Raw genomic sequence first — 22,980 nt, 5'->3', positions numbered from 1 at the left:
TAACACTAAGTTTTACAACCTACTTTCTTAAACTAGAAAGAGTTGGCGTCCCATAGGGGGTTCGAACCCCTGTTACCGCCGTGAAAGGGCGGTGTCCTAGGCCTCTAGACGAATGGGACACATCATTTGCTTCCGTAGAAGCGTCCTCTTCTGTGAAGAGGAAATGGAGCGGGAAACGAGGCTCGAACTCGCGACCCCAACCTTGGCAAGGTTGTGCTCTACCACTGAGCTATTCCCGCATAACACTAAGTTTTACAACCTACTTTCTTAAACTAGAAAGAGTTGGCGTCCCATAGGGGGTTCGAACCCCTGTTACCGCCGTGAAAGGGCGGTGTCCTAGGCCTCTAGACGAATGGGACACATCATTGCTTCCGTAGAAGCACTCTTCTCTATCCAACTGATAAGGAGAGTAAATGGAGCGGGAAACGAGACGTTTACTAAGACCGTAAGCCGTTGTTTCCCAATCACTTTCTTCGCTGGCTTGACTAGCGAAGACCTTAATTGTAGCCTCATTTTTCACCCTCGGCAACAAGTTCGTCCAGAAACTTCCAGTAAGGTCCAAGGACACCTCCTCAGCGCATCGTCCCCACACCTCGTTCATCGCCGGCTACGGTGGTCTCGAACTCACCAATGATCACCTTTCCATATGCTTGGCTAGCTGCGTCGAAAGGCATTCGAGCACGTCACGCAAGTCCGCATAGAGGTCATGCCCGTTGGGCCGAGCCGAGCGCACCAGGCTCATCACCGAAACAGCGCGCTGACCGGCACGCAAGCTACCGACGAACAACTGGTTCGCCCTTTGAAGTGCCACTGGACGAATTTGCCTCTCGACGCGGTTGTTGTCTGGCGGCAGACGCCTGTCGTCGTTAGCGCCTCCCGGCGACCAAGGTTGGACTGCATGGCTCTCGCCGTGCCTGAGCTGTTCGGCACACCGGCTCGCTGCAGAAGCGACCACCCATACCCGTCTGCGCAAGTTGCGCGGGAAGAACCCATACGCTTGTCACTGGGACTGGATGCGCGATTCTTTATCGGTATATCAGGATACCTGGGAACGCATGACAGGCTCGGGATCAGTACGCCTGCCTTGGCATCTAGAAGCCACTGCGCGCCTATTGCGCCCTGTGAAACCGCAGGGGTATCACACCATGACAAATTGCTCTTGATGAGATTGCGGTAACGCATGACGCTGCCAGTGTGAGCGCCATTCTTCGTGTTGATCAGCGACAGGACCGATCAACCTACCACTCACGGATTCTTACACATTGAGCACATGGCGGCTACCACTGACTTGAGCTACTGAAAAGTGCTCAGGGCTCATGAAGAAGCGAGACTCGGGACTCGCTTCATCCACAGACAACTGCCCGGCCATGAGGTTGGCGCCAAAGGAGTCGGCCATGTAGTTCTCCTGGAAGGAGATGGGAGCATGAACCACAATGCACCAGCATCGAAGGTGTTCTATCGTCCGATCGAAGCCTCCCTCCGGTGGGCTGGGCTTCTGCGGTTTGAGCATGTCATCCTCACTTCGGTCTCGTCGTCAAGGAACCTGCCACAGTCGTTGGATTGCCCACGTTGGGGTGAGCTGAGGCTGTATACCGAACGCATCTACGATGGCATCCTCAATGCGGAACTTCCTTTCGGGAGGAACGGCATCACGACGCACGACACCGCGCTGATCGACTCCCCTGATCTCACTGTCCGTCACGTCGATCTGAAGCGTTGGATGCGCCAGCACTACCCCGAACAGCGCCCCGGCTTTCTCTTCTCGCGCAGCGAGCGCATCGCCCATCCCTCCATCTCTCTGGAAACCGGGCAGGCCATGCTGGTCGAGCGCTTGGCCCTCAAATCTGCCCTGGAGCAGTCCAAGCGCCAACTCCGCGAGCTGCAAGACAAGCACGACGCACTGCTCAAACAGTCCAAAATCATCCCGGCCTGCGCGCAGTACCCAATCAGTGATCGGGCCGAAGCCACCTACCTGAACATCATCGGCGGCATATTGGAGCTGATGCTCGGCCAATCGCCCTCGGGCACACCGTACTCCAGCTTCAAAACGCAAGAGGCTGTCGTAAGCGCATTGGTCGCCCATCACCACGGCGTCATGGGGATCGCCGAGCGGACGTTGAACGGCAAGTTCGCCACGGCCAGACGCCGGCTGCATAGCGCCACCCTCTGAGGATTGCCAGCTTGTATGTGCAGTCGCGGAGATTGCATTTGCAATGTCTTTCCGTAGCCATGTCTATTGAATAGAGGTCACGCCAACAAACGCCACTGAGCGTTCAGGAGTGACCACCATGTCGCAAACACCTGTTCTGCCGCCCAACGAGCGCCGCATCCTGCGCTTGGAAGAAGTCGAATCGAAGTCCGGCTTCAAGCGCGCCCACCTCTACAACCTGATGCGCGCGGGCAAGTTCCCCAAGGCGCTGCGCCTGGGTGTGCGCGCCGTCGGCTGGGATTCCATCGAAATCGATCAGTGGATCGCCGAGCGCGTCAACAACCGGGCCTGACCCATTCTCCCGCGGACCTTCCATCCTCACACGGAGAACGCCATGCAGGTTGTATCCATCATTTCAACGAAAGGTGGCGTCGGCAAGACCACCACTGCCGCGAACCTGGGCGGGCTCGTCGCCGACGCGGGGCTGCGCGTGCTGCTGCTCGATCTCGACGTGCAGCCCACCTTGTCGTCCTACTACGAACTGGGACACCGTGCGCCTGGTGGCATCTATGAGCTGCTGGCCTTCAACGAGCGCGACCTCGGCCAGCTCGTGTCCCGCACGATCATTACGGGTCTGGACCTGGTGCTGTCCAACGACCACCGGGGCGAGCTGAGCACCTTGTTGCTGCACGCGCCGGATGGGCGCCTGCGGCTGCGGCACCTGCTGCCCATGCTGGCTCCTCTCTACGACCTGGTGCTGATCGACACCCAGGGCGCGCGTTCGGTGACGCTGGAGATGGCGGTGCTCGCTTCCGATCTCGCGCTGTCACCCGTGACCCCGGAAATCCTCGCCGCCCGCGAACTGCGGCGCGGCACCATGCAGTTGCTGGAGGACATCGCTCCGTACCGGCACCTGGGCATTGAGCCGCCGCCGCTGCATCTGCTCATCAACAGGGTCCACCCGGTGTCGGCGAACGCCCGGCTGATCCAACAGGCCTTGCGCGACCTGTTCCAGGACCACGCCGGCATCCGCGTGCTGACCACCGACGTGCCGGCCATCGAAGCCTATCCGCGCGCCGCGACGCGCGGCCTGCCAGTGCATCGGGTCGAATACCGCCAGCCACCGGGCAGAGTCGCCCCCGCCGCGCTCGACACCATCCGCGGCCTCGCCGGCGAACTGTTCCCGCAATGGCAGCACCGATTTGCCACGGTGTCCGGCCGCCCGCCATTTCCTCTGGATACCGGGAGGCCCCATGGCGAGCGCACATGAACTGGCCCGAGGCCATAAGCGGCTGCGCGCCCTGATCGAATTCGCCGTCGGCGAGGGCTGGCACGTCAAGCGCACGCCGGGCGGCCACCTCAAATTCACCAAGGCCGGCTGCGCCGCGATCTACACCAGTTCGACGGCCAGTGACCACCGGGCCGCCCTCAACGCCCGCGCGCAGATCCGCCGCGCCGAGCGCGAGGCCCGGTCCCCAGTGCAGGGAGGCCGCCATGGCTGAAATGACCTCCCAGCAGATGGCCGGCAAGCTGCTCGCGGCCGGGTTCGAGCGCAGCGGCCCGTCCACCTCGGCCTTGAGCGACCCGATCGCCGACACGCCCATGGTCGTGACCCTGGACCAGTTGCGCCCCTACGACCACGATCCCAGGAAGAAGCGCAACCCGGCCTACGAGGACATCAAGGCGTCCATCCGCGAGCGCGGCCTGGACGCAGCCCCGGCGATCACCCGGCGCCCGGGCGAGGACCACTACATCATTCGCAACGGCGGCAACACGCGCCTGGCGATCCTGCGCGAACTGTGGTCGGAGACCAAGGACGAGCGGTTCTTTCGCATATCGTGCCTGTTCCGGCCGTGGCCCAGCCGCGGCGAAGTCGTCATGCTGACCGGCCACCTGGCCGAGAACGAATTGCGTGGAGGCCTGACGTTCATCGAGCGCGCCCTCGGCGTCGAGAAGGCGCGCGAGTTCTACGAGCAGGAAAGCGGCGCCGCCCTGAGCCAGTCCGAACTGGCACGCCGCCTCGCCGCCGATGGTTTCCCGGTCCAGCAGTCGCACATCAGCCGGATGAACGACGCGGTGCGCTACCTCCTGCCGGCGATCCCGACCGTGCTCTATGGCGGGCTCGGCCGCCACCAGGTCGAACGCCTGTCGGTCATGCGCAAGGCCTGCATGCTCGCGTGGGAGCGCTACGCCAAAGGCCGCACACTACTGGTACAGGACTTCGATGACTTCTTTCAGGAGGTGCTGTCGCAGTTCGACACGCAGGCCGACGAGTTCGCCCCCCAGCGCGTGCAGGACGAGCTGATCGGCCAAATGTCCGAACTGCTCGGCATCGACTACGACGTACTGGCGCTCGACCTCACCGAATCCGAAAGCCGCCATCGCGCCCTGGTCAGCGATCCGACCCCACCAACGGCACCCCCCACGCTGCCTGAGCCTGACACCATGGCACGCCCGCCCGCGGCGCCGGCCCCATCGGCCCCGACGCCGGCAACCACACCTGGGTCGCGCGAGCGCGAGGGCGGCTCAGGGTCGGACGGCTCACCCGCAGGAAGCCCCATGGCTGCTCCTGGTGATCGGCTGCAGGGGCACATCGTTTCGCCTGCACCGACGACGGAGCGGCTGCAATCCATTCAGCGGATGGTCGCCGACGAGCTGGGGGATGCGCTGCCCGATTTCTCGGCCAACGTCTTGCAGTCCATTCCCGTCCAAGCAGGCGGTCTCTACCCGATTTCCGACGTCTGGCACATCGACGCGAGCCTGGACACGCCCGAGCGCCTGCGCATCCACGTCGCGCAGTTCGCCCGCGAGATCGCGGGCGAGGCTCGCCTGGACGAGTGCATCGATGACCGTCCAGACGGCATCGGTTTCGCCTGCCGTGCCCACGCCCAAGACCTGGAGCCGCTGGGCCGTGCCGTCCTGGCGCTGCTGGCATGCATGGCCGGTCAGCAGCCCGCCGACGTCGGCTTGGATAACAGGCAATTCGTCATCGACCTGTCGGCGTTGCTGCACGGACAAGGCGACGCAACCCGGCGACTGAGCGACACCGCACTGGTCAAGCTGTTCCGGCTGCTGCGGCTGGCCCGCCGTCTGCTCGACCTGGACGCCGGCGCTGCGGACCCTGGAACGTGACCGAGGGAGACCAGCATGTCCGCACCACACCCACTCAACCAGGCCGTCATCGCCCAGGCCCTCTATGACCTGCGCAATGGGCAACTGCGCCGCTGCAAGCTGATGGGGTTTGGCGAGGAAGAGCTGGACGCCCTCAAGCATCCCGCGCTGATCAGCGTGCTGGCCAACGCCAACGTCTCGTGGTGCTCGGTGACGGTCAACCGCGAAGTGCTCCGGCGTCTGCTCAGGCAGGCGCAGGATGTGGAGAAGGAGATCGCCACGGTCGATCGCATGCTGCGCCTCGGCGCGAGCACCGAAATGGTCAGCCGCTTCTACGGCCTGACCCACCAGGAAGTGGCGCTTCGCCGCGAAATCCTCGGCCTGCCCAAGCGCAAGGGTCGCCATCCCGTGCTGGACGAGAAGCAGGACACGGAGCTGTGGCGGCAATGGAAGGCCGTGACCAGCAGCAGGAACGTCGATCTCGAAGACGAAACCTCCATCCTCGATGCCGCCATGGACCTCGCCGAAGGCATGTCGCTGCCTCTGTCGGTGGTCTGGGCTTCGATCAAGAGCTGGGTCGATCAAGGATTGGGTTAACCATGGCCGTGGACGACACCGCACCACGTCGTGGCCCCATCGCACTCGCAGACCTGTTCGACGCTGCGCTGAAAGACCTTGTGCCCAAGCCCAACGCCGACGCGCCCCCGCCCACACCTACACCTGTCGCGATGCCCACTGGTCCGGCGTCTGGCGATGCCTTCCTGTTCAGCGGCAACCGGCACGAGACCGTACCGCGACGGCTGTTCCTCGACCGCCGCCTGACGCCGCTGGAGCGCAATGCCTGGCAGGTCTTCCGGCTGATGCTCAACGACGATGGCGTGACGGCGTTCCCGACGTATGAACAGCTTCGGCCCTGGCTGGCGTCGATGCCCTGCGCCGGGCAAGCCTCGCACGAAACCGTGGCGCGAGCACTGACGCTGCTGCGGCTGACTCGATGGCTGAGCCTGGTGCGGCGACGGCGCGACGCCAAGACCGGCCGCATCCTCGGCAACCTCTATGTCCTGCACGACGAGCCGCTGACCCCCTTTGAAGCGATGCAGCTCGACCCGGACTACCTGCAACTCGTCAGCCAAGCGCTCGGCCATTCGGCCAAAGCCGTGCAGATCGTAGGCCTGCACACCCTCAAGGAAATCGGCGAAGACCCGATGCTGGCCGGGCGCACCCTGCCATCGAGGCTGCAAGTCCTGGCCGAACGCCTCGCCAGCCAGGGCGTCGGGGCGCACGAAAGTTATCCACAGGAGGACGCCACGCACGAATCCGAAGAAGGGGCGACGAGCCTTCTTCGGAATCCTGACGATCCCACTTCGGAATCCGAAGCAGGGTCGAAACCCGCGCCAGACGCCTCTCTTCGGAATCCGAAGCAGGCCCGTACAGTACGTAGTAGTCGTATTAATGAAGTACGTACTACCGCGCAGGCACAAGCGCATGCGCGCGCGCTGGGCGACCTGCAATGGCCCAAACGCTTCGCGGAACTGAAGGCAGAGCAGCAGACAGGTGCGAGGGTGGCACTACAGCAGGTCGATGCTGCGCTGAGGCAGGCCGTGCTGGACGAATGGGCTGCACGATGCAGCAACCATGGCATCCGCAATCCTGCAGGGTATCTGTTCGGCATCATCCAGCGGGCCATCCATGGCGAGTTCAACGCCTGGGCCAAGAAGGACGCGCCATCGGCGCCCGTTGCGCCGAACGAGCGGCCGCCACCACCAGCACCGCCACCATCCCAGCCGCAGGGCAAGCCTGTGCCGCCAGAAGTCGCCAGGCAGCACATCGAGCGGCTGCGCAACCTGCTCGCCAGCAAGTGAGCGGGCCTGCAAGGTGGTGAAGTGGATGCCGGTGGCTTCCAGTAGAGCTATCCCCTGGGGATAGTTCCACTGACGGCTACACGTCGAACCGCTGCACGCCAGGCCTCGATCGCCTGCAGCGGGATCGGCCTTGTTCGCGCTGATCCGGGTGTGCAGCGTTCCTTGGCGCTCCATGGCGCTATCCCCAGGGGATAGATCGCGACGCATGCACCCACCGCGCCGTGAACCGGGGACGGGCGGGTTTCGGTTTGTTGACTGACTGCCTTCCGCTACCTGCCGAAGCTGTCCGCTCTTTTCCAACAACGAGCGGACACCATGGCAACCACCAACGAACCCCTGCAACTGAATCTCGGCTCCTTGCGCAGCGCGATGTCGCTGACGCTGCACACGCACCACGCCTCGCGCATCTGGCACGGCCGCGCCGCCGCCGAAGGGCGACCGGGCATCGTCGGCCTGAACGGCTACATCGCCCAGATGAACAAGATGCGGCGCGGCTCGGAGCAGGACGACCCGTACAGCGACTTCTGGATGCTCCGCATCGAGGACAAGCTCGACCAGACCAAGGCCACGCTGCAATCGCTGCGCGAACAGGTGGACCAGGCCCTGGCGAGCGTGCCGCCGGCACTCACCCTGGGCGAAAACCTCAACGTCCAGCCGGTCAAGCTGCCGCTGTTCGTCAATGCGCAGCTCGGCTTTGCCGCCGTGTACCTGCTCGCCGACTACGACGATATCGCCCGCAAGCTGATCCTCGCGCACCACACCGCGCTGATCGATCGCTCGACGCTCGAACGCTGGCTCAACGAAGGCGCGCATGCACTGCGCAGCCTGTTCTCGCTGGCCCAGCAGTACCGCTACTCGGGCTGCACCCGCGACGACTTCGCCGCCAAGAATGCCGCAGCGCGGGCGGCGTTGGAAAAGTTCGGCGAGATGCCGCCGGACGTGCTGGAGGGCACGCGCCGCTCGAAGTTCGCGCCGCCCATCATGCGCCGTGGCCTGCAGCAGCGCGGTGACGGTCCTGCCGCAGCCGCATCGCCCAGCGACGAGGCCGCCGCCCCCGAAGCGACGGCCGGCGAGGACGCGCAGGCATGAGCGACCCAAACCGCGACACCCGCTACTTCCGCCCTCTGCAACAGACAGCCTTCATGCAGTTGGAACACGCAGCCTCTCAAAAAGGCCTTTTAAAGCCCTTTAAGGGTAAAGGGGACTTGGAGGCCTGGGCCAGCCAGTGCTTCGCCATGCGCGACGAGTTGATTGGCTTGGCGCAGCGACAGGTGCTGCAACAAGCCCTCGGGCATCCCTTCCACCTGCTCCCCATCGAACTGGCCCAGCAGACAACTGGCGCAGGCACGGCGTTTCTTCGCTGGCGCAAGCACGACCGCTCGGCCATGGGCGTGGCACTGTGGCAGGAGCTGATGGCGAGTACCAGCACGCCGGTCAACCTGCTGGCCGACTTGCACGCCATCGAGCTGCAGCGCATCACGCTGAACATGCAGATCAGCCTGTTGCACACCTTGGGCAGGCTGGCCCAGGAGTGTGCCAGCAAGGCCACCGAGGCGGAAGACGCTTACCTGCGTCGGCTCAAGTCCATCCCACCCGCACTGCGCGATCAGTGATCGCGCCGGGCAACCCAGCACGCGCTCGTCACCGACCAGGTGCGGGTATTTCAACCACCACGGAGATTGCAACATGAGTACGCATTTTTCTGGCGAGGGCAACATCGGCTCGCCCCCCGAGTACCGGGAGTTCCCCAACGGCAACGACGAGCCCAGCCGCCTTCTGCGCCTGAACGTCTATTTCGACAACCCCATTCCCAAGAAGGATGGCACCTTCGAGGATCGCGGCGGCTTCTGGGCGCCGGTGGAAATCTGGCACCGCGACGCCGCGCACTGGAAGGACCTCTACCAGAAGGGCATGCGCGTGCTGGTCGTCGGCCGGATGGAGCGCGAACCTTGGACGGACAACGAGGATCAGCCGCGCGAGACCTGGCAGATCAACGCGCGCAGCGTCGGCATCCTGCCGTTCCGCATCGAGTCCGTAGCCCTCAGCCCCAGGCAGCAAGAGGCCGCGCAGGATGCGCAGCCGAAACCCCCGGCCGCCCAGGAACCGACCGCGCCGAAGGAGCCGAAGCGCAGGAAGTGATCCGGCATGGGGCGGTGGCAGTCGTCCGTCGCCCCCATGCCCTCGCGAGCTATCCCCAGGGGATAGCTCCATCAACGTCCACCGGCGTCCGTGCGCTCCAAAAAATCGCGGCTCCCGGCCCGCACATCCCCGGCCGAACGCCACTCCCGTCCCCGCCATCCCATCCCGTAAAAGTGGTCGCCACCGCATGCGGCTTGTTTGCTGCTGCCCTTGGTGGTGTTCGGCATCCTCGATTCCCGCAACTCAATGAACCATGGAAATCGGATGGACTGACATGCGGCTGTTCTTGTGCGAGAAGCCCTCCCAGGGCAAAGACATTGGCCGGATTCTCGGCGCGACGCAGCGCGGTGAAGGCTGTCTCAGCGGCTCCGGCGTCACCGTCACCTGGTGCATTGGCCATCTCGTAGAAGCAGCAGCTCCCGAGGTCTATGACGCGGCGCTCAAGCGCTGGTCGCTGGAGCAGTTGCCCATCGTTCCCCAGCAGTGGCGGGTCGAGGTCAAACCGAAGACCGCCACGCAATTCAAGGTCGTCAAAGCGCTTCTGGCGAAGGCGACCCATTTGGTCATCGCCACCGATGCCGACCGCGAGGGAGAGCTGATCGCCCGCGAGATCATCGACCTGTGCGGTTACCGCGGCCCCATCGAACGGCTGTGGTTGTCGGCGCTCAACGATGCGTCGATCCGCACCGCGCTCGGCAAGTTGCGGCCCTCATCCGACACGCTGCCGATGTACTACTCGGCGCTTGCGCGCTCACGCGCCGACTGGCTCGTGGGCATGAACCTCAGCCGGTTGTTCACGGTGCTCGGGCGTCAGGCCGGCTACGACGGCGTGCTGTCCGTCGGGCGCGTGCAGACGCCGACCCTGAAGCTCGTCGTGGACCGCGACCGCGAGATCGCGGCCTTCAAGTCGGTGCCGTTCTGGGCCATCGACGTGTCCCTGTCTGCGGGTGGACAGGCTTTCAGCGCGCAGTGGGTTCCGCCCGATGGCTGCACCGACGACGCTGGCCGCTGCCTGCAACAGCCGGTTGCCCAGCAAGCCGCGCAACAGATCCGCGCTGCGGGTAGCGCTCAGGTGGTGTTTGTCGAGACCGAACACATGCGTGAAGGCCCGCCGCTGCTGTTCGACCTGGGCACCTTGCAGGAGGTCTGTTCCAAACAGCTTGGGCTGGATGTTCAAGAAACCCTGGAGATCGCCCAGTCCCTGTACGAGACCCACAAGGCCACTACGTACCCGCGTTCCGATTCAGGCTACCTGCCCGAAAGCATGTTTGCCGAGGTGCCCACTGTTCTGGACAGCCTGCTCAAGACCGATCCCTCGCTGCGCCCGATCATGGGCCAGCTCGACCGCTCCCAGCGCTCGCGCGCCTGGAACGACGGCAAAGTGACGGCGCACCATGGCATCATTCCCACCTTGGAACCCGCGAACCTCTCGGCCATGAGCGAGAAGGAACTGGCGGTGTACCGGCTGATCCGCGCGCACTACCTGGCGCAGTTCCTCCCTCACCACGAGTTCGACCGCACTGTCGCCAAGCTGTCCTGCGACCAGCAGAAGCTGGTGGCCACCGGAAAACAGGTGATCGTCAAGGGCTGGCGCCTGGTGCTGGCCGAGCCGCAAGCGGACGAGGACGGTGAAGCCACGGCACGCAGCCAGGTACTCCCCGTGCTGCGCGAAGGCATGGCGTGTCAGGTGACCGAGGCCGAGATCAAGGCGCTCAAGACGATGCCGCCCAAGCCTTACACGCAGGGCGAGCTGGTCAAATCCATGAAGGGGGTCGCCAAGCTGGTGACGGACCCGCGCCTGAAGCAGAAGCTCAAGGATACGGTCGGCATCGGCACAGAGGCCACGCGGGCCAACATCATCAGCGGGTTGATCGCCCGCAGCTACCTTGTGAAGAAAGGACGCTCCATTCGCGCATCGGATGCAGCGTTCACCCTGATCGACGCCGTACCCGCGGCGATTGCAGACCCCGGCACGACGGCAGTGTGGGAACAGGCGCTCGACATGATCGAGGCTGGTCAGCTCACCCTGGATGTGTTTATCGGCAAGCAGGCCGCATGGATTTCGCAACTGATCGCGCAGTACGGCAGCACCTCGCTGTCCATCAAGGTTCCCCAGGGACCCGCTTGCCCGCAGTGCGGCGCACCCACGCGCCAGCGCACCGGCAAGACCGGCCCCTTCTGGTCGTGCAGTCGCTACCCCGACTGCAAAGGTACGCTGCCGGTCGAATCCGGCGCGTCCAAACGCGGAGCCTCGCGATCTCTACGCCTTTATGGCAGTAGCGGCCGCAAAGGCTCTTGACCGACCCCGTTCCCCGAGAGCCGTGTCCGCCATCGGCGGCGTGGCCCATGTCCCGCACGCCCTGCGGGACGCCCAGCGCGCAACGCCTTCTCTTGTCCGTGTGCGCGTCCCGCCCGGCCGTCCCCGGCCGCGGGACCTGAAGGTAGCTTCTCCACGAACCATGTCCGGGGTTTCCCGGCGCGTTCTACTGATCTGCATTTTTCCGCTTCTGCGAAGGGTCCCCCGATGGCTTGCCCGCCTGCGAGCCACCCGGAGACCCTTCGTGGTCAGCGGTATTCGATGCCGTGCCCAACGGCGAAAAACTGGGCTCCTTTTGTGCGCGGATGTGCGCCAGAAGATGCCGGCGCCAACCACGACATGCGCCGGGTGCGATTGCTTGATGAGCAGCCGGTTCTAGCGACAACCGGGCCTGCAACAGCCCACGGGTGGTTCTGTCATCCCGAGCCGGAGGCCACTGGGCCTTCGGCGCCTTTCTCCTGCCGATCAACGTCCCGGCCCGGCCACACAGTCCAAGGCCACACAAACAGGAGACCCGACATGAACCCGCAACCTCGCCCCCCACGCGGTGTGCCCCAAACCGCGCCACTGCTGTACGGCAGCGTGTGCAGCGGCATTGAGGCCGTGAGCCTCGCCTGGCAACCTCTCGGCCTCGAAGCCGCATGGTTCGCCGAGATCGAGCCGTTCCCGAGCGCCGTGCTCGCCCACCGTTACCCCCGCGTGCCCAATCTGGGCGACATGACCGCGATCGCCCGCCAGGTGCGTGCCGGCACTGTGCCAGCGCCCGACATCCTGGTCGGCGGCACGCCGTGCCAGTCGTTCAGCGTTGCAGGTAGCCGTCGCGGGCTGGATGACCCGCGCGGTGCCCTTTCCCTTGCCTATGTGGAGCTTGCCAATGCCATCGACCAAACCCGCCAACAAGACAGCCGCCCGGCGGCCACGCTCGTCTGGGAAAACGTCCCAGGCGTACTCAACGACCGCAGCAATGCCTTCGGGCATTTCCTGGGCGCACTGGCCGGAGAAAGCCGTGCGCTCCAGCCGCCAGGGGAAAAATGGGCGTACGCTGGTTGTGTGTCTGGACCCCGCCGCCGCATCGCCTGGCGCGTGCTCGATGCTCAATATTTCGGTGTCGCCCAACGCCGCAAGCGTGTGTTTCTTGTGGCAAGTGGTGGAGATGACCTCGATCCCGCAGAAGTACTTTTTGAGCGCGCAGGCCTGCTCGGGGATTCTTGTGCGGGCAGCGCGCCGTGGCAAGAAGCTGCCTGCACTGCTGAACCTAGTGTTGACCCAGCAGACGGATATGCAGGACTGAAGCAGCCCTGCGGCAAGGTCACGACGACGTTTGGGTTCAGCAATGGGCGTGGCCCGACCGATCTTGCAGCCAGTTTGATGGCTGGCGGCCCGAAGCACGACATCTGCACCGAGACCTACTTGGTGCAATCCGTCGCAGGCAACATCAGCCACACCCTCGACACCGCCAACAACGGCAAGGGCAGCAGCGAGGACGGCACCGGCAAGGGTGTTCCGATCATCGCCTTCATCGCGCAGGGCAGCGGCGCCGATGCCACGCTCGACCTGACACCGACGTTGCGCGCTGGCGGCCATTGCAACAGCCATGCGAACGCCGGGGTCGTGCCCGCCATCGCGTTCGCGCAGAACAACCGCGGTGAAGTGCGCTTCGAGTCGGGCCATGGCCAGGTCGCTTGCACCGTGCTGTCCAACGGCAAGCCGGGCTACGGCGTACCTATGGTGGCCTGCGTGTCTCTGCACGGCCGCGAGCAGGGTCTTGCCGCCGAGCTGGGCGGCAGCGTAGCGGGCGCACTGCGCACCAGCGGCGGCGGCGCGGACAAGCCCTATGTCCTGGCTCCCGACTTCGAGGCGCATTTCCGCTACGACTGGAACGACCCTGGCCCCGGCGACTGGTCGCATTGGCGGGTGCGGCGGCTGATGCCCGTGGAGTGCGAGCGGCTGCAAGGCATGCCCGACGACTACACGCTGATCCCGTACCGCGGCAAGCCCGCTGCAGATGCTCCGCGCTACAAGGCGATCGGCAACTCCATGGCCGTCCCGTGCATGGCGTGGCTGGGCCAGCGCCTGGTGCAGTACCTGCACAAGACGGGCTCGACCGCTTCGGATTGATCGGCGACGCAGCCTGCGGGCCACTCCATTCTCCCTCTTGCATTGCCGATGGTTCGGCAACAGCCCGTAGCCAGGGTGTCAAGGCTGCCGCGGGTTTCACCCACGCCACCCGCCAGTTCGCCTCGGCATCTCACCGGCGAACGCTGCCCACTGGGCATCGATGCCTCATTTCTCCAACCCACGGGATGGCCGCCACGTCCCGTCAGGAGCATGTCGCCACCCGGTCGATCTCAGGACTTCCCCATGGACAACATCACCAAGCAAGACCGCATTACGCTGAAGAACCTCAAGGTGGCCGACTTCGCCAGCGAGGAAACACTGTGCTTCAACGCAACCGTCGTGTTCGACGGTACTCCCATCGCCGAGGCCCGCAACGACGGCCACGGTGGCTCGACGTTCCTCCACGCGCTCAACGGCAAGGCGGGGCTACTGGCGCAGGCCGAAGCCTTCGCCAAGGGCCTGCCGCCTGCGCCGCTTGACCTCGGCCACGAGAGTGAAGACCCTCACTACATCGACATGACGCTCGACTTCCTGGTCGATGAGCTGGCCGACGCCATGCACGCGGAACGCAAGGTGCGAGCCGCATTCAACCGCGACATCGGCAACAAGGTGCTGTTCATCAAGGAAGGCAAACTGCTGTTTATCAAGGGCATCAAGCTCAAAGCCATCGCCGACCGGAAGGCGTACTTCGCTTCGCTGCGCGCCCGGCAGGCCCAGCCCATCGTCATCCTGGCCGAGCTTCCACCCGAGCAGGCATTCGATTTGTGGAAGCAGTATGTCCTGGGCGACAAGCCCGACTGACCCAGCGTCACCGCACCCTCCTGACAGCCCCGCACTCGATGCGGGGCTTCTTTCTTTCGGTCCCCATCAATCGGGTCTGGGCTGGATGCCATTTTCCAACTGACGCAGCGCGGTCCGCGCACGAAGCTGCCCGCATGTTCGCTGATTCGTCAGCACATGCCAGCAGCCAGGGTTTTAGGCTGTCGCGGGTCTCTCCCGCGTTACCCACCAGTCCGCATCGCATCAAGTCTGCGGACGCGCGTCCTCGTGACGTCGATGCCTTTTATCAACCGCGTGCGGGAGCCGCCATCCCGTGAGGGACGAGGCCCCGCTTTTCCAAGGAGCCTATCCATGTCCCAGCAAGCCTCTTTCGGCCAAACCTTCGGGCAATTGGCCTCGACCTACTGCGGCAAGTTCCTGCCGCTCGAAGTCCTGCAAAGCGCCGCCGGCCACTACATCGGCACGCGCGATACCGAAGGCCCCGTTTCGCGGGAATCCCGCGAGTACTTCCGCAGCTATGCCGCGGCTCAACGTGCCCTCGAAAGAGGCGGCTGGTCCCAGCTCGCCGTTCCTTGATCCAAACTGGAGGAATCACGTCATGAACCAGCTACTGCCGCGGGAAGTCGTCGATCAGATCATGCGGGAAGAACAGCATTTCGCCGCCGCGCCTCAAGCCTTTTTCGAGGCATGGAAGCGTGGCGTCGAGATTGCTGGCCCCGAGTGGTTCGGCGACGGCACCCGTGAAGGTCTGAACCAGGCCAAGAGCAAGTGGGATCTGCGTCCCAACATGCTGCGGCTCAACGACGCCCTCGGCGTCCTGAGCAGCGGCGAACGCATGTTCCTGTCTGCCATGGTCAGCTTCTACAACGCGCGTGAGGGCGGTGCCATGCTCAAGCGCTGCCACTTCCACGGGCTGTCGGACTTCGACGGTCTCGACCTGCAACGCCGCAAGGTCATCGCCGACCTGCTCGTGAACTACAACGGTTGGTGAGCCGGTCTCCGGCACACCACTGTCTTTCGTTCCCCCCGAGAGGGACATGCGCCCAAAAGGCCATGTCCCTCAATTTCTTCTCCATCACCCTGCGGATGCCATCGTCCGCATGGGCTGGCTCCGCTTTCTCGAAAGGAGCCACCATGGCGAACAACTACTACGAAGGCACGGGCGTTCTCGTGCTGGAGCGTGTCACCCCCGTCATCAAGGCGCTGTTCGGCGCCTTCGCGCTGAACGAAGGCCATCCCGGCAACGGGCAGGCCTACATCGCCCAGATCGCCGAGACCAATGATCCGCGCTGGACGGATGTGCTGGACGGCCTGGAAGACCTGGCCGCACAACTCGGCATCCCCATGCCCGACGACGAAGAGTTGTCGATTCCACCTCTGCTCGAACGGCTGGCCGCGCACTTCGGTGCCGAGCAGGACGCGGAGCTGGAGAACCTGATCGAGCACCACAAGTTCGAGGACAGCGCCGACCTGGAAGCCTTGCTTCTGATCGCTTCCTGCTTCGATGACGGCCATCGCCTGACCGCCATCCAGTTCGAAGGCTGCTGGCATTGCAGCAGGCCGAGGCTGTTCGAGTTCGGCGGCAACGGCTGCTACCTGAGCCGCGAGGTCCAGGTCTTCAGAACGTCCTCGCAGGCGCTCCAACTCGGCGACCAACTGCGCAAGACGATCCTGTCCGCCGACATCGAAGAGGCCTCGGCATTGATCGCGCTGGAGGCCGCCAACCTGCTCGCAGGCATCAACGACGAGCAGTTCCGCCTGAATGTGCGCCGTCGCGTCGCCGACCGACTGGCCCAGATGCCAACGATCAGCGCCGCCTGACGCATTTTCCATTTTCAACCCACCGGGTCCAATTCCCGGTGGCGGGAATTGGCTCCATTATTCAATCTGGAGAGTTCCCAATGTCCCAGAAACCCAATCCCTTTCACCGTGGCTACTGGAATCTGAAAATCGTCCGCACGCTGTGCATCAGCTACGAGGACGGAAGCCCGCATGTCTGGCGCAACATCCACGCGAGCCAGCAACACCTCTCCGACGAGGAACTGGTTTCATCGTCCTGCATCGTCGCCAACGATTTCGCCGTGGTCAGCGATGGCCGCGAAGCCGTGAACGCCGAGGTACTGGCCGAATGCGATGCCGGTGAAGGCGTCAGCGGCGAAGGTGTGATCGGTGCCGTGGTCTATGCCATCCATGGCGAGGACTTCGACGGCCGCCCAGTCCACGTCGGTGACGCCTATTCGGCCGAGGCCGCGCGGGAAGCGATGCAGCGCCTGAGTTTCGAGACCGGCTACTACAGCCGGTGCTGGGAAATCAGCCGTGAGCACATCACGGTCGATAGCTGGCACTACCTCGCCGGCCTGGCGGACATCGCCACGCCGGAGGCCATGTTGTTCATCGCCTTCCGTGTGCCGTACAGCCCGGCGATCGGCGTCAAGCTGATTTCCACGCCCTGGACGGACCAGAACCTGGAGCACGCCGAGGGCATCACCGCCGAGCAGCTTCGACAGGAGCACCGGAACAAGGGCATGCCGGACGACCTGGCGAACATCCTTGAACTGGCTGGCCAGGCCGATGTGCGCATCCTCATCCTCGATGCAGACGCACCCGCGTTGCTGGGCCTGCCGCTGGCCGAGGGCTAGCAGCCGCGCGACACGCGGGTCTTCCTCTTTGTCCCCTCATGCCAGCCCGTCTCCCCCAAGAGTCGGGCTGGTCCATTTTCATAGGAGCAACCTCATGTTCCCCAACCTCATTTCGCGCGCACCGGACTTCGAGCACCAGCTCGGAGCCTGCGTCAACGCCATGAGCCAGGACGACGCCATCGGCCAGATCCTGGTATTCGAGCGCACGCACGGCACGCTGCACATGCGCCATATCGCCGGCGCCGACTTGGTGGACACCGACATTGACGACTACGAGATGGTCGTCTTCGACGGTGGCAACACCGGCGGCGACACGTGGAAGCATGTGTTCTTCCCGCGTCAGCGCGAACACTACTTCGTGTACCAAGCCTGATCCAACCAGCCCCTTTCGAGGGGCCTTTTTCTTGTCCCCAGCGCGGGAAACCGGGTGCGGCGCAGTGCCGTTTCATGCGGGCGGGTAGCCCGGCCCAGGGCCATCCTTGCCCCCATGTTCGTCGGCGTTGCCGACACATGCCCAGGCAGCCGAGACCTTCGAGGCTGCAAGCACGGGAAACCGCGCTGGTTGTTTCTTCCTACGGACGCACCGCGTCCATCCACCCACAAGGGACCTCTCCCTTGCGGGCGGGGAATCCCTTGTTCTTCCTCAAGGAGATTCCCATGGACCGTTCCCTCATCAAATCCATGATGCCTTCGCTTGTCGCAGGCCATGTGCCCCGCAACGTGCGGTCGTTCAAGTATCGCGTGTTCGATGATCAGCCGCAGTCCTCGACGCTGGGCTTCGCCATCGACCCCCAGCCCTTCGACGGCAAGGTGGTCGCGGCCAGCGACGACGCCATCGTCGTCAAGCTCAAGCCCAGCGAGTTCGCGGTGCTCGACCCCCACCTGGTGACCACCCTTCCCAGCGAAGGCGCCAAGGTGCATGTCCAACCGTATGCCCGCCGCCGCTTCGACGGCCTGCGCGCGGACACCCCGGAAGTAATCACCGAGAAGACCGCGGACGGTGTTCCCTACACCATCACCAGGCACATCCTCGGCTCCGCGCCTGCCAAGCTGCCCATCCCCGAGCCGCAGTGCATGGAACTGGGACAGCTCATCCAGCAGTTGGAGGAAATGCCGGCTCCCGATGGGTTCCGGCGCATCACCCACATGCTGGTCGATGCGGGTGCCCGCGACTTCACCTGGGTCGATCCGAAGCCGTCCAAGATCATCGAGACACCCCCGGCGATCAGCTTCTCGGTTTCGACCTCGAAGTTCGAGGGCCAGGTGACGATCCTCTACGACCGCGGCGGCGACACCTACGCGGTGGAACTGAGCCGCGACGGCGAACTGGTCGATCGGCACGACGAGGTGTATTTCGACATGCTCGGTGAAGTGCTGGAGCGGCTTATCGACGACGGGCACTGGCGTCTGATCGACGTGAGCGTCATCGACGCCAAGGCAACCAAGCGGCGCTACGGCTGACCGCAGCCTACCGGCGACTTGCCCCCATAGGCCTTCCATCCATTCGGGTGGAGGGCCTTTTTCTTCAGGAGATCAACCATGTCACTGCGATTCAAAGGTTCCGACCTGCGCCCCGTGCTGGCCGAGGCCGTTGCCAACCAATGCCGCGTCGTCCTCGCCAAGGACCAGGGCGTGTACTTCCTCGCCGAGCAGGGAGAGCGCCGTCCCGATGGCCGCGTGAAGCTGCTGGCCTATGCCGTCGGCTGCAACCCGGATACCGACCCGTTTGACGGCTGGTGGGAACTGGCGCGTGCCGAGCTGGGTGGCGACGACTTCGGCGAGTTCTTCGATCCGAAGGAAGGCGTCTTCGCCCGCATCCTGCGCGGCATGGACGATCTGATGCTATCCGCCACCACGACGCACCTGTCGCTGGAGGTGGTGCCATCGATGTAGTGCGAATACCACTGTCCCCTCACGGCCCCCTTCATGGGGGCTTCTTTTTTTGCGGCGCTGGCGGCATGGACAAAGGGAAGCGTCCGGATGCCGATTGATTACTGCCGCGCGCGCGAAGCCCGTCCATGCTGCCCCCATGCCTGCTGACGTTGTCAGCGACATGCCAGGCAACCATCGGTCTTCGAGGTTGCCGCGCAGTTTCCACTGCGTGACCGAGCCAGCTCGCACCGCATCCATCCGCGAGCGGCCACCAGTCCTGGTGGCGGATGCTTTCGCCTTATCAACCCACCGCGGGGTTACGCACCTTTCCCCGCATGCGTGGGGCCGGTGTGTCTCCGCTTCATCCCAATGGAGATTCACCATGAGCACCACGTCCAACGAGAAATCGTATTTCGACCTCCACACCTCGGGCATCGGCTACATCCAGCGTGTCCGCGAGGTTCCCGTCCGGGGCGGCCGCCGTGCGCAGCCCTTCCTGGCATGCACCATCGCCGCGCTGGTCGGCTCCGCCAAGGACCCCAGCTACCGCTACTTCGACGTCAAGGTCTCGGGTGCCGAGGCCAAGAAACTGGTCGAGCGCTACATCGGCGTTGACGATCCCAAGCAGCGGCCGCTGGTGCGCTTCCGCCTCGGCGACCTCTGGGGCGATGCGTACATCCGCGACAAGGGTGAGCACAAGGGCCAGGCCGCCGCGTCTCTGAAGGCGCGACTGCTGAAGGCCGAGCCGCTTGACCGGGCCGAACTGGCTTCGATCAAGCTGCACGAGCTGATCACCCGCGGCATCGGCTACCTCAGCCGCCCGAAGGACGTCTCCCCCAAGGATGGCGATCCGTTCCTGTCGTGCTGCGTCGCGGCGCTGGCCGGACCTGTCGGTGAACCGGAATATCGGTACTTCGACACCATCGTCGCCACCCCTGAAGCCGAGCACCTGGTTCGCCGGTGCGTGCAGGCCATCGAAGGGGACCGCAAGGTGCTGATCGCCTTCCGTCTGAACGACATGAAGATCGATCCGTACATCCGCACCAAGGGCGAGCGCGCCGGGGAACCGGGAGCGAGCCTGGAATCGACGCTGGTCCACATCGGTCTCATCAAGATCGACGGCACCCAGGTCTATCCGACGAGCCAGGCGCAAGCCGAGGCGCCGCAAGCCGAGGACGCACCCGCGCCCGAAGCCGAGGTTGCCGCCGACACCGCTGCCGACCAGCCTGTCGAGCCCGCCGTGCGCGAGCCCGCAGGTGAAGTCGAGGAGCAGGAGCCGGCATTGGCTGCTTCGTTCTGATCCGGCATGGCCCCTCACGGGGCCTTGCCTTTTTCCTATTCCCCAAGGAGAACCATCATGGCAGTCACATCGGCGCCCGACCAATCGGGTTCGCCCATCACCGTCCCAGGCCAACTCACGCTGCGCACGATCCGCGGAAGAAACGGCCCTTTCAACGTCGGCCGACTTGTCACCCCCATCGGCAAGTTCGCGGTGAAGGATGCGGAGCTGGAGCAGTACCCCGAAGGCAAGTACGACGGGGAGTTCGTCATCCGCTACATCTTCCCGAAGTCCTATCCCGTCGGCGACGGCATGCGGTTCGAGATCCGTGCCAACCTGGACGGGATGACGCTCAACGGCATCGACAAACTGAGCCGTGACGAGGCACGCAGCTTCACCACCCAGGAAGTCGATCCGCTCGATGAAGAACTGGGCGCGCAGCCTGCGTCAACGCCGGCCAAGCCCGCCAAGGCATCCAGACCCGCCAAGCCCGCATCCGTGCAGGCGTCCGCGGACCCGCTGATCGATACCACGCCTTTTGGTGTGGATGCCCCGCCGCCCGCTGCGGCTGCTGCCCCCGGCAGCACCGAAGATGGCGACGCCGCGCTGTTCGGGCTGCTCTGGCCGCTGGGAGAGTCCGTGAAACTGGATTCGACCATCGACCGCCGCACCCTGCGCGCGCAGATCGCCCGCCTGGGTGAACTGGGCTACGCGCTGGACTTCAAGACGCAGGAGTGGAGCCGCCAGGCCGAACTGCAACCTGCGTGATCGCAGACGCCGCATCCGCGGTGTTCTTGATCCATCCGCCGGGGTTCCTTCCCCATGCGGGGGAGGCTCCGACTTTCTTCTGGAGGTCTCCATCATGTCCACCATCGCTTGCGATGCACCTCATTGCACGCTGGACGAACCCGCGTGGCGCGCTGTCTGCAAGACGGCCGCCGAGCACGCCCAGCGTGGTTGCGGCCTGTCCTGGGATCACTGGGTCACGCTTTTCAGTTCGGAGATCGACGCGCAAGCCAGTCGGTTGCCGGAAACCCAGCGGGCTCAGGCCCTGGAAATCGCGACCCAGGAATGGGACTACGCAACCCCTGCCGAACGGCAGGAAACGCAGGAGTGGAACGCTGCGAACGGCTACTGCTCCCATGGCATCGAACTGGGCTACTGCCCAGCCGGTTGCGGCTCCTAGTCCGCACCGGACTCCATCGCCGCACGCGCGGCATTCCATCACCCGCTGGGGGCTCTCCCCCACGGGGAGGCCTCCGGCTCGATTCTTCAGGAGGCCTTTCATGGGCTGGTATTTCTCCCCCCAATCGCGGTCTGAACTGATCGCGGAACTGATCGCACCGCAAGAGACCGAGCGCGCCAGCGTCAAGGTCATCGCCCACGCGCTGCGCGGCAACGTCCTGTGGTCCGTCACGGAAGTGACGGCCAAGGTCGAAGGCGTGCATCGTCATCTGGCGCCAGGCCAATCCCTGCGCTACATCCGCTGCGATCTTCTCGAACGCAGCGGCGACCAGTGGGGCTACAAGCCACTGGACGAGTCCATGCACCCGTACTACTACACGTGCCCGCTGTCCTATCTGGACCTCGCACCAGAGCAGTCCGCCGACTGGCGTGCAGGCGTTCGCGCCTACCACGCGCGGCGGCGCACACCCACGGCACCTGCGGCACCCACCGCAGCGCTGATGGCCTGAGCCAGGAGGAACCGACATGGACCCGATCCTGGCTGCGCTTCCGCCCTCGCTGTTGAAGCTCGTTGAAGGGAGTTTGTCCAACGACGAAGTTTCTTCCGACGAGGAAATGCTGGAGTACTTCATCAGCAACGGCCTCACCGAGGCACAGGCACGGCAGGCACTGACCCACCGCGACCAGTACCTCAACAACATCTACCTGGAGGGCTTCACGCCAATCACTTCGGTAGATGAGGCGCTTCACTTCAACCCGCACACCCGGCAGTTCGAGCCGGACTGAGCGGCTTTCTTCCACCCCCTGGGGCAGTACTTGCCCCAGCGGGCGGTGCTGTTCCCGTTCATCCGAGGACACCACCATGCCCGAAAACACTTCTTCCACCACGCTGTATCGCATCGACGAATGCTCCGACGTGATGGCCGATGCTTGCGTCGGCGATGACCAGGGCAATCTGATCTTCCTGTCGATCTGGGCGCGCGACACCGCCGTCCAGCAGTTCCTCGCTCGTCTGACCCTCGGGCGCGACGAACAGGGCCTGGACCAGTTCCACGTCATCACCGACCAGGGCGGCAGCGTCCCGGTGTTCGTCAGCAACGTCGATCGTCTGGAAAAGCGCATGACCCGCGCCTACCGGCGAACGCTGTTCGGTTCGCTGTCCAACGTGTGGCTGTTCGACCGCCGCTGCGTCAAGCCCGACAAGGCCAACGCCAGCGCACTGGCATTGCTGCCCAAGGGCAGCGCCCACCGGCTTGACCGCCTGTGGATGCTGGTGCGGGACACCTGCCCACTGCCGCTGCTCGACCACTGGCGCGAAACCGTGCTGGAGCTGCTACAGACCCGCGAGATGCTGGCCCGTCTTCCGTTCGCCCTCGGGTCGCTGGAAGGCCATCGGCTCGCCATCGACGTGCCGGCGCTGACCCTGGCGCTGGGCTCCCTGATCCGCAGTGACGTGCTCACCGCCTATCCGTATCCGGCCAAGATTTGGACGCCGGAAGCGGTAGCGGCTTGACCCGCCCGCGAGAGCA

General features: G+C 64.5%; 28 protein-coding genes and 3 tRNA genes. 26 read left to right on the top strand and 5 right to left on the bottom strand.

What is annotated here, in order from left to right; translation table 11 throughout:
* Positions 1-43 precede the first annotated feature (43 nt).
* From MAQ5080_RS14515 to MAQ5080_RS17445, 5 genes are all read right to left on the bottom strand, one after another.
* Positions 44-119 (bottom strand) — tRNA-Glu (locus MAQ5080_RS14515).
* 45 nt (positions 120-164) lie between these two features.
* A tRNA-Gly gene (locus MAQ5080_RS14510) sits at positions 165-239 on the bottom strand.
* Positions 240-283: 44 nt separating this feature from the next.
* A tRNA-Glu gene (locus tag MAQ5080_RS14505) sits at positions 284-359 on the bottom strand.
* A 275-nt stretch (positions 360-634) separates the two neighbouring features.
* A complete protein-coding gene (locus MAQ5080_RS17315) occupies positions 635-955 on the bottom strand; it encodes an IS66 family transposase (RefSeq protein WP_074167576.1) in 321 nt (106 codons plus the stop codon).
* A 300-nt stretch (positions 956-1,255) separates the two neighbouring features.
* Entirely contained in the window at positions 1,256-1,396 is a 141-nt protein-coding gene (locus MAQ5080_RS17445) for a hypothetical protein (protein ID WP_153573857.1), read from the bottom strand.
* Positions 1,397-1,423: 27 nt separating this feature from the next.
* Here MAQ5080_RS17445 and MAQ5080_RS17310 point away from each other — a divergent pair, with 27 nt between their 5' ends.
* From MAQ5080_RS17310 to MAQ5080_RS14375, 26 genes are all read left to right on the top strand, one after another.
* The gene (locus MAQ5080_RS17310; protein WP_003821040.1) at positions 1,424-2,170 is read left to right on the top strand and encodes a hypothetical protein; all 747 of its coding nucleotides are present in this window, start codon (positions 1,424-1,426) and stop codon (positions 2,168-2,170) included.
* 118 nt (positions 2,171-2,288) lie between these two features.
* Complete coding sequence (locus tag MAQ5080_RS14495) at positions 2,289-2,501, top strand: AlpA family transcriptional regulator (RefSeq protein ID WP_003821041.1); 213 nt, start codon at positions 2,289-2,291, stop codon at positions 2,499-2,501.
* A 42-nt stretch (positions 2,502-2,543) separates the two neighbouring features.
* A complete protein-coding gene (locus tag MAQ5080_RS14490) occupies positions 2,544-3,419 on the top strand; it encodes a ParA family protein (RefSeq protein WP_003821043.1) in 876 nt (291 codons plus the stop codon).
* The gene (locus MAQ5080_RS14485) at positions 3,403-3,651 is read left to right on the top strand and encodes a hypothetical protein (RefSeq protein ID WP_003821044.1); all 249 of its coding nucleotides are present in this window, start codon (positions 3,403-3,405) and stop codon (positions 3,649-3,651) included. Before MAQ5080_RS14490 ends, MAQ5080_RS14485 begins: the two co-directional genes overlap by 17 nt.
* The gene (locus MAQ5080_RS14480) at positions 3,644-5,281 is read left to right on the top strand and encodes a ParB family protein (protein WP_033470938.1); all 1,638 of its coding nucleotides are present in this window, start codon (positions 3,644-3,646) and stop codon (positions 5,279-5,281) included. The genes MAQ5080_RS14485 and MAQ5080_RS14480 overlap by 8 nt, the downstream gene beginning before the upstream one ends.
* Before the next feature lie 15 nt (positions 5,282-5,296).
* Entirely contained in the window at positions 5,297-5,857 is a 561-nt protein-coding gene (locus MAQ5080_RS14475; RefSeq protein WP_003821054.1) for a DUF2857 domain-containing protein, read from the top strand.
* A 2-nt stretch (positions 5,858-5,859) separates the two neighbouring features.
* Positions 5,860-7,122: an STY4528 family pathogenicity island replication protein gene (locus tag MAQ5080_RS14470; RefSeq protein ID WP_003821055.1), complete on the top strand. Its 1,263-nt coding sequence runs from the start codon at positions 5,860-5,862 to the stop codon at positions 7,120-7,122.
* A gap of 315 nt (positions 7,123-7,437) precedes the next feature.
* On the top strand, positions 7,438-8,211 hold the full coding sequence (locus MAQ5080_RS14465; protein WP_003821056.1) for a PFL_4669 family integrating conjugative element protein: 774 nt from the start codon (positions 7,438-7,440) through the stop codon (positions 8,209-8,211).
* Complete coding sequence (locus tag MAQ5080_RS14460; RefSeq protein ID WP_003821057.1) at positions 8,208-8,735, top strand: DUF3158 family protein; 528 nt, start codon at positions 8,208-8,210, stop codon at positions 8,733-8,735. The genes MAQ5080_RS14465 and MAQ5080_RS14460 overlap by 4 nt, the downstream gene beginning before the upstream one ends.
* A gap of 73 nt (positions 8,736-8,808) precedes the next feature.
* The gene (locus MAQ5080_RS14455) at positions 8,809-9,261 is read left to right on the top strand and encodes a single-stranded DNA-binding protein (protein ID WP_003821059.1); all 453 of its coding nucleotides are present in this window, start codon (positions 8,809-8,811) and stop codon (positions 9,259-9,261) included.
* Between the two features lie 274 nt (positions 9,262-9,535).
* The gene (locus MAQ5080_RS14450) at positions 9,536-11,560 is read left to right on the top strand and encodes a DNA topoisomerase III (protein ID WP_003821061.1); all 2,025 of its coding nucleotides are present in this window, start codon (positions 9,536-9,538) and stop codon (positions 11,558-11,560) included.
* A gap of 537 nt (positions 11,561-12,097) precedes the next feature.
* On the top strand, positions 12,098-13,696 hold the full coding sequence (locus MAQ5080_RS14445; RefSeq protein ID WP_003821062.1) for a DNA cytosine methyltransferase: 1,599 nt from the start codon (positions 12,098-12,100) through the stop codon (positions 13,694-13,696).
* A gap of 243 nt (positions 13,697-13,939) precedes the next feature.
* A complete protein-coding gene (locus MAQ5080_RS14440) occupies positions 13,940-14,497 on the top strand; it encodes a hypothetical protein (RefSeq protein WP_033470935.1) in 558 nt (185 codons plus the stop codon).
* Between the two features lie 330 nt (positions 14,498-14,827).
* On the top strand, positions 14,828-15,052 hold the full coding sequence (locus MAQ5080_RS14435; protein ID WP_033470933.1) for a hypothetical protein: 225 nt from the start codon (positions 14,828-14,830) through the stop codon (positions 15,050-15,052).
* Positions 15,053-15,074: 22 nt separating this feature from the next.
* A complete protein-coding gene (locus tag MAQ5080_RS14430; RefSeq protein WP_003821065.1) occupies positions 15,075-15,467 on the top strand; it encodes a hypothetical protein in 393 nt (130 codons plus the stop codon).
* A 143-nt stretch (positions 15,468-15,610) separates the two neighbouring features.
* Complete coding sequence (locus tag MAQ5080_RS14425) at positions 15,611-16,297, top strand: hypothetical protein (RefSeq protein ID WP_003821066.1); 687 nt, start codon at positions 15,611-15,613, stop codon at positions 16,295-16,297.
* An 80-nt stretch (positions 16,298-16,377) separates the two neighbouring features.
* A complete protein-coding gene (locus MAQ5080_RS14420) occupies positions 16,378-17,115 on the top strand; it encodes a DUF5983 family protein (protein WP_003821067.1) in 738 nt (245 codons plus the stop codon).
* 94 nt (positions 17,116-17,209) lie between these two features.
* A complete protein-coding gene (locus tag MAQ5080_RS14415; RefSeq protein ID WP_003821068.1) occupies positions 17,210-17,488 on the top strand; it encodes a hypothetical protein in 279 nt (92 codons plus the stop codon).
* A gap of 284 nt (positions 17,489-17,772) precedes the next feature.
* Positions 17,773-18,576 (top strand): hypothetical protein, encoded by an 804-nt coding sequence (locus MAQ5080_RS14410; protein ID WP_003821069.1) that lies wholly within the window; start codon positions 17,773-17,775, stop codon positions 18,574-18,576.
* A 78-nt stretch (positions 18,577-18,654) separates the two neighbouring features.
* The gene (locus tag MAQ5080_RS14405) at positions 18,655-19,008 is read left to right on the top strand and encodes a DUF3085 domain-containing protein (RefSeq protein WP_003821070.1); all 354 of its coding nucleotides are present in this window, start codon (positions 18,655-18,657) and stop codon (positions 19,006-19,008) included.
* 361 nt (positions 19,009-19,369) lie between these two features.
* Positions 19,370-20,287, top strand: a complete 918-nt coding sequence (locus MAQ5080_RS14400; protein ID WP_031692692.1) for a DUF3577 domain-containing protein — start codon at positions 19,370-19,372, stop codon at positions 20,285-20,287.
* 57 nt (positions 20,288-20,344) lie between these two features.
* Positions 20,345-21,034: a DUF3275 family protein gene (locus MAQ5080_RS14395; protein WP_003821074.1), complete on the top strand. Its 690-nt coding sequence runs from the start codon at positions 20,345-20,347 to the stop codon at positions 21,032-21,034.
* A 94-nt stretch (positions 21,035-21,128) separates the two neighbouring features.
* Positions 21,129-21,452, top strand: a complete 324-nt coding sequence (locus MAQ5080_RS14390) for a hypothetical protein (protein ID WP_003821078.1) — start codon at positions 21,129-21,131, stop codon at positions 21,450-21,452.
* Positions 21,453-21,552: 100 nt separating this feature from the next.
* Positions 21,553-21,960 carry a hypothetical protein gene (locus MAQ5080_RS14385; protein WP_003821084.1) on the top strand — a complete coding sequence of 136 codons (408 nt, stop codon included), beginning with the start codon at positions 21,553-21,555 and terminating at the stop codon, positions 21,958-21,960.
* 16 nt (positions 21,961-21,976) lie between these two features.
* Complete coding sequence (locus MAQ5080_RS14380; RefSeq protein WP_003821086.1) at positions 21,977-22,237, top strand: hypothetical protein; 261 nt, start codon at positions 21,977-21,979, stop codon at positions 22,235-22,237.
* 76 nt (positions 22,238-22,313) lie between these two features.
* Entirely contained in the window at positions 22,314-22,964 is a 651-nt protein-coding gene (locus MAQ5080_RS14375) for a hypothetical protein (RefSeq protein ID WP_003821087.1), read from the top strand.
* Positions 22,965-22,980: the final 16 nt, after the last annotated feature.

The sequence above is a fragment of the Marinomonas aquimarina genome, assembly GCF_900089755.1.
In the GTDB taxonomy this organism is placed as follows: domain Bacteria; phylum Pseudomonadota; class Gammaproteobacteria; order Pseudomonadales; family Marinomonadaceae; genus Marinomonas; species Marinomonas aquimarina.
This window is presented reverse-complemented; position numbering and strand designations above follow the sequence as displayed.

What these genes read in the sequence shown, in the direction of transcription:
- MAQ5080_RS17310 (WP_003821040.1), top strand. Translation starts at nt 1,424, where the DNA reads ATGAACCACAATGCACCAGCATCGAAGGTGTTCTATCGTCCGATCGAA.
- MAQ5080_RS14425 (WP_003821066.1), top strand. Translation starts at nt 15,611, where the DNA reads ATGGCGAACAACTACTACGAAGGCACGGGCGTTCTCGTGCTGGAGCGT.
- MAQ5080_RS14380 (WP_003821086.1), top strand. Translation starts at nt 21,977, where the DNA reads ATGGACCCGATCCTGGCTGCGCTTCCGCCCTCGCTGTTGAAGCTCGTT.
- MAQ5080_RS14415 (WP_003821068.1), top strand. Translation starts at nt 17,210, where the DNA reads ATGTTCCCCAACCTCATTTCGCGCGCACCGGACTTCGAGCACCAGCTC.
- MAQ5080_RS14400 (WP_031692692.1), top strand. Translation starts at nt 19,370, where the DNA reads ATGAGCACCACGTCCAACGAGAAATCGTATTTCGACCTCCACACCTCG.
- MAQ5080_RS14410 (WP_003821069.1), top strand. Translation starts at nt 17,773, where the DNA reads ATGGACCGTTCCCTCATCAAATCCATGATGCCTTCGCTTGTCGCAGGC.
- MAQ5080_RS14495 (WP_003821041.1), top strand. Translation starts at nt 2,289, where the DNA reads ATGTCGCAAACACCTGTTCTGCCGCCCAACGAGCGCCGCATCCTGCGC.
- MAQ5080_RS14485 (WP_003821044.1), top strand. Translation starts at nt 3,403, where the DNA reads ATGGCGAGCGCACATGAACTGGCCCGAGGCCATAAGCGGCTGCGCGCC.
- MAQ5080_RS14375 (WP_003821087.1), top strand. Translation starts at nt 22,314, where the DNA reads ATGCCCGAAAACACTTCTTCCACCACGCTGTATCGCATCGACGAATGC.
- MAQ5080_RS14430 (WP_003821065.1), top strand. Translation starts at nt 15,075, where the DNA reads ATGAACCAGCTACTGCCGCGGGAAGTCGTCGATCAGATCATGCGGGAA.
- MAQ5080_RS14435 (WP_033470933.1), top strand. Translation starts at nt 14,828, where the DNA reads ATGTCCCAGCAAGCCTCTTTCGGCCAAACCTTCGGGCAATTGGCCTCG.
- MAQ5080_RS14480 (WP_033470938.1), top strand. Translation starts at nt 3,644, where the DNA reads ATGGCTGAAATGACCTCCCAGCAGATGGCCGGCAAGCTGCTCGCGGCC.
- MAQ5080_RS14450 (WP_003821061.1), top strand. Translation starts at nt 9,536, where the DNA reads ATGCGGCTGTTCTTGTGCGAGAAGCCCTCCCAGGGCAAAGACATTGGC.
- MAQ5080_RS17445 (WP_153573857.1), bottom strand. Translation starts at nt 1,396, where the DNA reads ATGGCCGACTCCTTTGGCGCCAACCTCATGGCCGGGCAGTTGTCTGTG.
- MAQ5080_RS14445 (WP_003821062.1), top strand. Translation starts at nt 12,098, where the DNA reads ATGAACCCGCAACCTCGCCCCCCACGCGGTGTGCCCCAAACCGCGCCA.
- MAQ5080_RS14490 (WP_003821043.1), top strand. Translation starts at nt 2,544, where the DNA reads ATGCAGGTTGTATCCATCATTTCAACGAAAGGTGGCGTCGGCAAGACC.
- MAQ5080_RS14420 (WP_003821067.1), top strand. Translation starts at nt 16,378, where the DNA reads ATGTCCCAGAAACCCAATCCCTTTCACCGTGGCTACTGGAATCTGAAA.
- MAQ5080_RS14440 (WP_033470935.1), top strand. Translation starts at nt 13,940, where the DNA reads ATGGACAACATCACCAAGCAAGACCGCATTACGCTGAAGAACCTCAAG.
- MAQ5080_RS14395 (WP_003821074.1), top strand. Translation starts at nt 20,345, where the DNA reads ATGGCAGTCACATCGGCGCCCGACCAATCGGGTTCGCCCATCACCGTC.
- MAQ5080_RS14390 (WP_003821078.1), top strand. Translation starts at nt 21,129, where the DNA reads ATGTCCACCATCGCTTGCGATGCACCTCATTGCACGCTGGACGAACCC.
- MAQ5080_RS14385 (WP_003821084.1), top strand. Translation starts at nt 21,553, where the DNA reads ATGGGCTGGTATTTCTCCCCCCAATCGCGGTCTGAACTGATCGCGGAA.
- MAQ5080_RS14465 (WP_003821056.1), top strand. Translation starts at nt 7,438, where the DNA reads ATGGCAACCACCAACGAACCCCTGCAACTGAATCTCGGCTCCTTGCGC.
- MAQ5080_RS14405 (WP_003821070.1), top strand. Translation starts at nt 18,655, where the DNA reads ATGTCACTGCGATTCAAAGGTTCCGACCTGCGCCCCGTGCTGGCCGAG.
- MAQ5080_RS14470 (WP_003821055.1), top strand. Translation starts at nt 5,860, where the DNA reads ATGGCCGTGGACGACACCGCACCACGTCGTGGCCCCATCGCACTCGCA.
- MAQ5080_RS14475 (WP_003821054.1), top strand. Translation starts at nt 5,297, where the DNA reads ATGTCCGCACCACACCCACTCAACCAGGCCGTCATCGCCCAGGCCCTC.
- MAQ5080_RS14460 (WP_003821057.1), top strand. Translation starts at nt 8,208, where the DNA reads ATGAGCGACCCAAACCGCGACACCCGCTACTTCCGCCCTCTGCAACAG.
- MAQ5080_RS14455 (WP_003821059.1), top strand. Translation starts at nt 8,809, where the DNA reads ATGAGTACGCATTTTTCTGGCGAGGGCAACATCGGCTCGCCCCCCGAG.